The organism is Actinomadura geliboluensis, assembly GCF_005889745.1.
Taxonomy (GTDB): Bacteria; Actinomycetota; Actinomycetes; order Streptosporangiales; family Streptosporangiaceae; genus Spirillospora; species Spirillospora geliboluensis.
Genome location: NZ_VCKZ01000471.1, coordinates 1 through 6,646 on the forward strand (window position 1 = coordinate 1; position 6,646 = coordinate 6,646).

Here is a 6,646-nt window from a genome sequence, read left to right on the forward strand (position 1 = left end):
GCCTCGCGCAGCCCGTCCGGCAGGCCGTCGCCGGAGTCGGTGACGGTGACGTGCAGGTCGGCGCCGTCGCCGAGCAGCTCGACCTCGACGCGGGCGGGCCGCCGGCGGCCGAGCCGGGCGGCCTCCACGGCGTTGTCGACCAGGTTGCCGACGACGGTCGTCACGTCCAGGGCGTCGGCGACGCGGCCGGGCACGTAGCTGGCGGCGCCGATGTCGAGCCGGACGCCCTTCTCCGCGGCGACCGCGGACTTGGCCGACAGGAACGCGCGCAGGTAGGGGTCCGACACCGGGTCGGGCAGGGTGTCGGGCGCGGGCGCGCGGCGGGCCGCGTCCTCCATCAGCGCCCCGACGTAGTCGGCGGCCTCCGCGGCGTGCCCGAGCTGGAGCAGCCCGGACAGCGTGTGCAGCCGGTTGGCGTACTCGTGCCGCTGCGCGCGCAGCGCGTCGAACAGGGTGCTGACCGAGTCCAGCTCGCGGGCGAGGGTCTCCAGGTCGGTGCGGTCGCGCAGCGTGACGACGGCGCCGAGGTCGCGGCGGTCGCGGCGCACCCGCCGCCGGTTGACGACGAGGACCCGCTCGCCCGCCGTGACGAACAGGTTCGCGGCCTCCCGGCGGCCCGTCAGGACGTCCCGCAGCGTGCCCTCGGCGGCGAGGTCCCCGGCGGGCGCGCCGCGCTCGGGCGTGACGCCGAGCAGCCGCGCCGCCTCGTCGTTGCAGACCGCGATCCTCCCCTCGGTGTCGACGGCGACGACGCCCTCGCCGACGCCGTGCAGCACCGCCTCCCGCTCGTGGACCAGCTCGACCAGCTCGTAGGGTTCGAGGCCGAGCGTCTGCCGCTTCAGCCGCCGCCCGATCGCGGCGGACGCGGCCACGCCGAGCAGGACCGCGCCCGCGACGAACAGCGACATCTCGCGCAGCACGTGGCCGAGCTCGCGGTCGATCGCGCGGGCGTCGAACCCGACGCTGACCTCGCCGAGGACGCCGCCGTCCCGGCCGTACAGGGGAACCTTGCCGCGCGCGGACAGGCCGAGCGTGCCGCGCTCGACGCGCACGACCTCCCGCCCGGCGAGCGCGTCGGACGGGTCGGTGCTCACCCGCTCGCCGAGGCGGACCGGGTTGGGGTGCGACAGGCGCAGGCCCCGGTGGTCGGTCACCACGACGAACAGCGCCCCGGTGCGGCGGCGGACCCGCTCGGCCCGGTCCTGGACGGTGCGCCCGGGGTCGCCGGCCGCGACCGCGTCGCGGATCTCCGGGTCGGCGGCGACGGACCGCGCGACGGTGAGCGCCCGCTGGCCGTACTGGTCGCGGAGCCGGCCGTCCAGCATCCACGCGACCAGGCCGTAGCCGAGGACGGCCACCACGACGACCACGCCGACCTGCAGGATCAGCACCTGCCGGGCGAAGGAGATGCGGGGCCGCACGGACATGACGTGTCACCGTAATCGATGCCGGCCCGGCCGCCCAGCCCCCCGCGGGCGGAACCGTGCGCACAACGCGCAGAAGTCGCGGTAACGCGCGCAACGTGGGGATTCGCGGCTTGCGAGCACATCGCGGGCAAGGGTTCCGGTGACGCGCGCCACATCCGTACGGTGCGGCCGTGTCCGAACAAGCGAGCTCCCCAGAGGAGCGCACCGAGCGGCCCGCCGGGCCCGTCATCGAGCTGGACGGCGCCACCAAGCGCTTCCGGTCGGCGGGCGGCGTGCACACGGCCGTCCGCGACCTGCACATGAGCGTGGGGCCCGGCGAGTTCGTCGCCGTGGTCGGCCCCACCGGCTGCGGCAAGTCGACCACCCTGTCCCTGGTGTCCGGCCTCGAACCGGCGTCCGCGGGCCGCGTCCTCGTCCAGGGCCGGCCGGTGGACGGCATCCCGGACGGCGTCGGCTACATGTTCCAGAACGACGCCGTCCTGCCCTGGCGGTCCGTGCTCGACAACGTCGCGGCCGGCCCCCGCTACCGGGGCGCGTCCCGCCGCGCGGCCCGCGACCAGGCCCGCGACTGGGTCGCGCGGGTCGGCCTCGCGGGGTTCGAGGGCTACTACCCGCACCAGCTGTCGGGCGGCATGCGCAAGCGCGTCGCCCTCGCCCAGACCCTGGTGAACGAGCCGTCCGTGCTGCTGATGGACGAGCCGTTCTCCGCGCTGGACGTCCAGACCCGCGGCCTGATGCAGGACGAGCTGCTGCGCCTGTGGTCGGGCTCGGGGGCGGCCGTCGTGTTCGTCACCCACGACCTGGAGGAGGCGCTCGTGCTGTCCGACCGGGTCGTGGTGATGACCGCGGGCCCCGCCACCATCAAGGCCGTGTTCGAGGTGCCGCTCGACCGGCCGCGCGACGCCGAGGAGGTCCGCCTCACCGGCGGGTTCCTCGACATCTACCGCGAGGTGTGGGACTCGCTGCGCGAAGAGGTCCAGATCACCCGGGAGAGGGGGGCCGGCCATGCCGCGTGACGCGGAGACCATCGCGCAGGCGCCCGCCGCGGGCCCGGCCGGGGCCGGGACCGGTGACCGCGACGGCGGCGAGCTCGCGGCGATCGCGCGGGCCCGCACCGCCGGGCTGCGCCGCGCCGCCGGCATCAACGCCGTCCGGGCCGCGCTCGTCGCGGCCTGGCTCGGGTCGTGGGAGCTGGCCGCCCGGCACTGGATCGACCCGTTCTACTACTCGATGCCGTCCAAGATCTGGGAGCGGCTGGCCGGCTGGTTCACCGACGGCACCTCGCAGGGCTCGATCTGGGAGCAGATCTCCGTCACCCTCCAGGAGGCCGTCGCGGGCTTCGCGCTCGGCGCGGCGGGCGGCGTGGTCCTCGGCATCGTGCTCGGCCGCAGCCGGTTCCTCTCGGACGTGTGCGCGCCGTTCATCAAGGCCGTCAACGCGATCCCGCGCATCATCCTGGCCTCGCTGTTCATCATCTGGTTCGGGCTCGGCATGCAGTCCAAGATCGCGACGGCGTTCGTGCTGGTGTTCTTCGCGGTGTTCTTCAACGCCTTCCAGGGCGCCCGCGAGGTCGACCGGAACCTGGTGAACAACGCCCGGATCCTCGGCGCGGGCCGGCTACAGGTGCTGTGGACGATCGTGGTGCCGAGCGCCACGTCCTGGATCCTCGCCTCGCTGCACTCGGCGTTCGGGTTCGCCATCATCGGCGCGATCGTCGGCGAGTACACCGGTGCCGACAAGGGCCTCGGCCTGCTCATCAACCACTCGCAGGGCACCTTCGACGCGGCCGGGATCTACGCCGGGATGATCATCATCACCGTGCTGGCCCTGCTCGCCGAATGGCTGCTCACGCTGCTGGAGGGCCGGCTGCTGCGCTGGCGCCCGTCCGTCTCCGGCCACGACGTCCAGATCTGAACCCCGTTCCCCTTCCACCCCCGCACGACCGGAGAACCGCCATGCCCAGCACCACCGTCCGGGCGAGCGCCGCCGCGCTCGCCGCCCTCACCGCCCTGTCCTGCCTGTCCGCCTGCCGCGGCTCCCGCGCCGGCGGGGACGCCGGCTCCGGCGGCACCGTCAAGATCATGGTCGGCGGCATCGACAAGGTCATCTACCTGCCGGCCAAGCTGACCGAGCGGCTCGGCTACTTCAAGGAGCAGGGCCTCGACGTGCGGCTGCTCACCGAGCCCGCCGGCGCGCAGGCCGAGAACGTCCTCATCTCGGGCGACGTGCAGGCCGTCGTCGGCTTCTACGACCACTCCATCCACCTGCAGACCAAGGGCAAGTGCGTGCAGAGCGTCGTGCAGATGGCCGACGTCCCCGGCGAGGCCGAGATGGTCGCGGCGTCGAAGGCGGGCGAGCTCACGTCGCCGGCCGCGTTCAAGGGCAAGAAGCTCGGCGTCACCAGCCCCGGCTCGTCCACCGACTTCATCACCCGCGCGCTGGCCGTGCGCAACGGCGTCAAGACGTCCGACTACACGACGGTGAAGGCGGGCGCCGGGCAGACGTTCATCTCCACGATGGACAACGGCGGCATCGACGCGGGCATGACGACCGACCCGACCATCGCCAAGCTGGTCAGCACCGGCAAGGCGAAGGTCATGGTCGAGATGCGCACCGAGGAGGGCACCCGCGCGGCGCTCGGCGGGCTGTACCCGTCCAGCTCCCTCTACATGGACTGCGCGTACGTGAAGTCGCACGGGGAGACCGTGCAGAAGCTCGCGAACGCGTTCGTCAAGACGCTCGGCTGGATCAAGGCGCACCAGCCGGCGGAGATCGCGGCGAAGATGCCGGCGGACTACGCCGGCGGCGACCCGAAGCTGTACGAGAAGGCGATCGGCGACTCGGCCGGCATGTTCAACGGCGACGGCGTGATGAAGCCGGACGCGGCGGAGAACGTCCTGAAGGTGCTCGCGCAGTTCTCGCCCGAGGTCGGCGAGATGAAGGACCGGATCGACCTGTCGAAGACCTACACGACCCAGTTCGTGACGAAGGCGAAGCAGTGACGAAGGCGGAGCGGTCCTGAGCGGGGGGTGCGGCGGCCGGGCCTCAGCGGGCGCGGCCGCCGCGCTCCATCGCGTTGTAGAAGTCGAGGTCGGCGGCGTCGTCGTCGCGCTCGGAACCCCAGCGGCGCGGCGCCCAGGCCGGCATCAGCAGCGCGAATCCCATCATCGCGTACAGGCCGGAGCCGAGCAGCATGCGCAGCCCGGCGTCCAGGTCCCCCGCCGGCGGCACCCGGCCGGGCAGGTCGAGGACGGTGCCGGGGTCGGCCAGGAACCAGCCGGAGAGGCCCAGCAGCGCGAGCGCGGGCACCAGCGAGACCAGCGGCGACGCCCAGCGCGCGACGATGACCACGCCCGTCACCAGGCCGACGGCGGCGAGCAGGGCGAACGCGCCGTAGATGCGGGTGCGGTCGGTGATCTCCTGCCCGGTGCCGTCGAAGGACCGGCCGGCCTGCACGTAGCCCCAGGCGGCGCCGTACAGCAGGGCTGGGGTCAGCAGGACGCCGAGGACGAGGCCGAACGCGTGGCGCACCGCGCATCACATCCATTCGCGCGCGCCCGCCGCAGGGCGCGCATCATTCCGGTAGCGCCCCAATCACAACATGCGAGTCGGGCATAGCGCAGTAAATCCACTCAGATGACCTTGTCCAGAGCCGCAGCTCACCCGGCTCCATAACCGGCCTGCGGCGGATGACCGTTTCTTGGTGGTTCGTTTTGAACGCCATTGACCGGGCATCGCGGTCTCATCCTGATCCGACGCACGCTGGAGGAGACCATGTCGACCGCGATATGGGTCGTCATCGCCGTAGTCGTCGTCGCCGTCCTCGCCGCGGCGGCGCACCTGGCCCGCACCAGGTCCCGGACGCGGCGGCTCAGGCGGCGGTTCGGCCCCGAGTACGACCGGGCCGTGCGGGACGCGGGCGGCCGCGCGGCCGCCGAGCGGGAGCTGCTCTCCCGCGAGCGGCGCCACGAGGAGCTGGAGCTGCGCGAGCTGGACCCGGGCAAGCGCGAGCAGTACCACGAGCAGTGGGTCCGCGTTCAGGAGCGGTTCGTCGACACGCCGGCGGCGGCGGTCGAGCAGGCCGACGGGCTCGTCACGGTCGTGATGGGCGAGCGCGGCTACCCCACGCACGGGTTCGAGGAGAAGGTCGCCCACCTGTCCGTGGAGCACGGCCGCACGATGGAGCACTACCGGCGCGCCCACGCGATCGGCGGCAGGGCCGCGTCCAGGGAGGCGTCCACCGAGGAGCTGCGGCAGGCCATGGTGCACTACCGCGCCCTGTTCGAGGAACTGCTCGGCGCACCCGGCCGGGAGCGGGCCGGGCGGCACGCCGCGGACGGGCCCGCGCCCGCGCCCGAGGCGCCGGCGTCCACCGAGACCCCGAGGAGCTGACCCCCATGGAGCACAGGCGGCACGCTGAGCGAGTACCGGCCCCGGGCCTGCCCGGCGACACCCGCGTCGCCGGTCCCGCACCGGAGCCCCCGGTGGCGGACGCGCCGGAGCCCGTCCCGGACACGGCCCCGGACCCCATGCCCGCCGTGAAGCCCGAGCCCGCCGCGGACACCGGAGCAACCGCGGACACCGGACCGACCGCGGACACCGGACCCCTCGCGGCCCCCGGGCCCGCCGCGGTCCCGGACGGGCTGTTCGACCCGGCCGAGACCGAGCGGTTCCGGGAGCGCTGGCGCGAGGTGCAGTCCGCGTTCGTCGACGATCCGGGCGCCGCGGTCCGCCGGGCGGACGAGCTGGCCGCCGAGGCCGCCGAGGCCCTCGGCCGCGCGATCGCCGCGCACCGGCGGGCGCTGTCGGACGGCCTCGACGGCGGCGGGCAGGCCGACACCGAGCGGCTCCGGCTGGCGCTGCGCGGCTACCGGGACCTGCTGGACCGCGTCTGCGCCTCGTGAAGGCTCAGCCGTTGAGGAAGCGGTAGACCGCCTCGCGCCCCTGCGTTCCGCGCTCGCGGTTCTGGATGGAGTGCGAGGCGCCCTTCACCACGACGAGCCGGCCGCGCGGGGCGTTGCGGAGCTCCTCCCGCGCCCATTCGAGCGGCGTGGACAGGTCGCGGTCGCCGCTCAGCAGCAGGACCGGGACGGAGAGCTTCGTCCGGTGCGGTTCGGCGGTGTGCCGCGACCACGGCCAGTGCAGGCACTCCTGGACGAACCCGTTGCCGACGGCAGTGTCGGCGGTGAACGGCCAGGTGGCGCGGGCGGGTAGGTGCC

General features: G+C 74.0%; 8 protein-coding genes. 5 read left to right on the plus strand and 3 right to left on the minus strand.

All coding sequences use genetic code 11. The features are described from left to right. A partial coding sequence (locus ETD96_RS38745; protein WP_138641470.1) for a sensor histidine kinase occupies nucleotides 1–1,427 on the minus strand: 1,427 nt, incomplete at its 3' end. A gap of 170 nt (nucleotides 1,428–1,597) precedes the next feature. Between ETD96_RS38745 and ETD96_RS38750 the strand changes: the two genes are divergently transcribed. The 3 genes from ETD96_RS38750 to ETD96_RS38760 are packed head-to-tail and all read left to right on the plus strand — an operon-like array spanning nucleotide 1,598 to nucleotide 4,429. Next, on the plus strand, nucleotides 1,598–2,443 hold the full coding sequence (locus ETD96_RS38750; RefSeq protein WP_205719679.1) for an ABC transporter ATP-binding protein: 846 nt from the start codon (nucleotides 1,598–1,600) through the stop codon (nucleotides 2,441–2,443). After that, entirely contained in the window at nucleotides 2,433–3,341 is a 909-nt protein-coding gene (locus ETD96_RS38755; protein WP_138641471.1) for an ABC transporter permease, read from the plus strand. The genes ETD96_RS38750 and ETD96_RS38755 overlap by 11 nt, the downstream gene beginning before the upstream one ends. Before the next feature lie 41 nt (nucleotides 3,342–3,382). Continuing rightward, nucleotides 3,383–4,429: an ABC transporter substrate-binding protein gene (locus ETD96_RS38760; RefSeq protein ID WP_138641472.1), complete on the plus strand. Its 1,047-nt coding sequence runs from the start codon at nucleotides 3,383–3,385 to the stop codon at nucleotides 4,427–4,429. Nucleotides 4,430–4,472: 43 nt separating this feature from the next. On the opposite strand, the gene ETD96_RS38765 is transcribed toward ETD96_RS38760, so the two are convergent. After that, nucleotides 4,473–4,958: a hypothetical protein gene (locus ETD96_RS38765; protein ID WP_138641473.1), complete on the minus strand. Its 486-nt coding sequence runs from the start codon at nucleotides 4,956–4,958 to the stop codon at nucleotides 4,473–4,475. Nucleotides 4,959–5,201: 243 nt separating this feature from the next. Here ETD96_RS38765 and ETD96_RS38770 point away from each other — a divergent pair, with 243 nt between their 5' ends. Continuing rightward, the gene (locus ETD96_RS38770) at nucleotides 5,202–5,819 is read left to right on the plus strand and encodes a hypothetical protein (protein WP_138641474.1); all 618 of its coding nucleotides are present in this window, start codon (nucleotides 5,202–5,204) and stop codon (nucleotides 5,817–5,819) included. 5 nt (nucleotides 5,820–5,824) lie between these two features. Continuing rightward, on the plus strand, nucleotides 5,825–6,331 hold the full coding sequence (locus ETD96_RS38775) for a hypothetical protein (RefSeq protein ID WP_138641475.1): 507 nt from the start codon (nucleotides 5,825–5,827) through the stop codon (nucleotides 6,329–6,331). 4 nt (nucleotides 6,332–6,335) lie between these two features. Here ETD96_RS38775 and ETD96_RS38780 read toward each other — a convergent pair. After that, nucleotides 6,336–6,646: alpha/beta hydrolase (locus ETD96_RS38780; protein ID WP_171069445.1), on the minus strand; the 311-nt coding region annotated here is incomplete at its 5' end.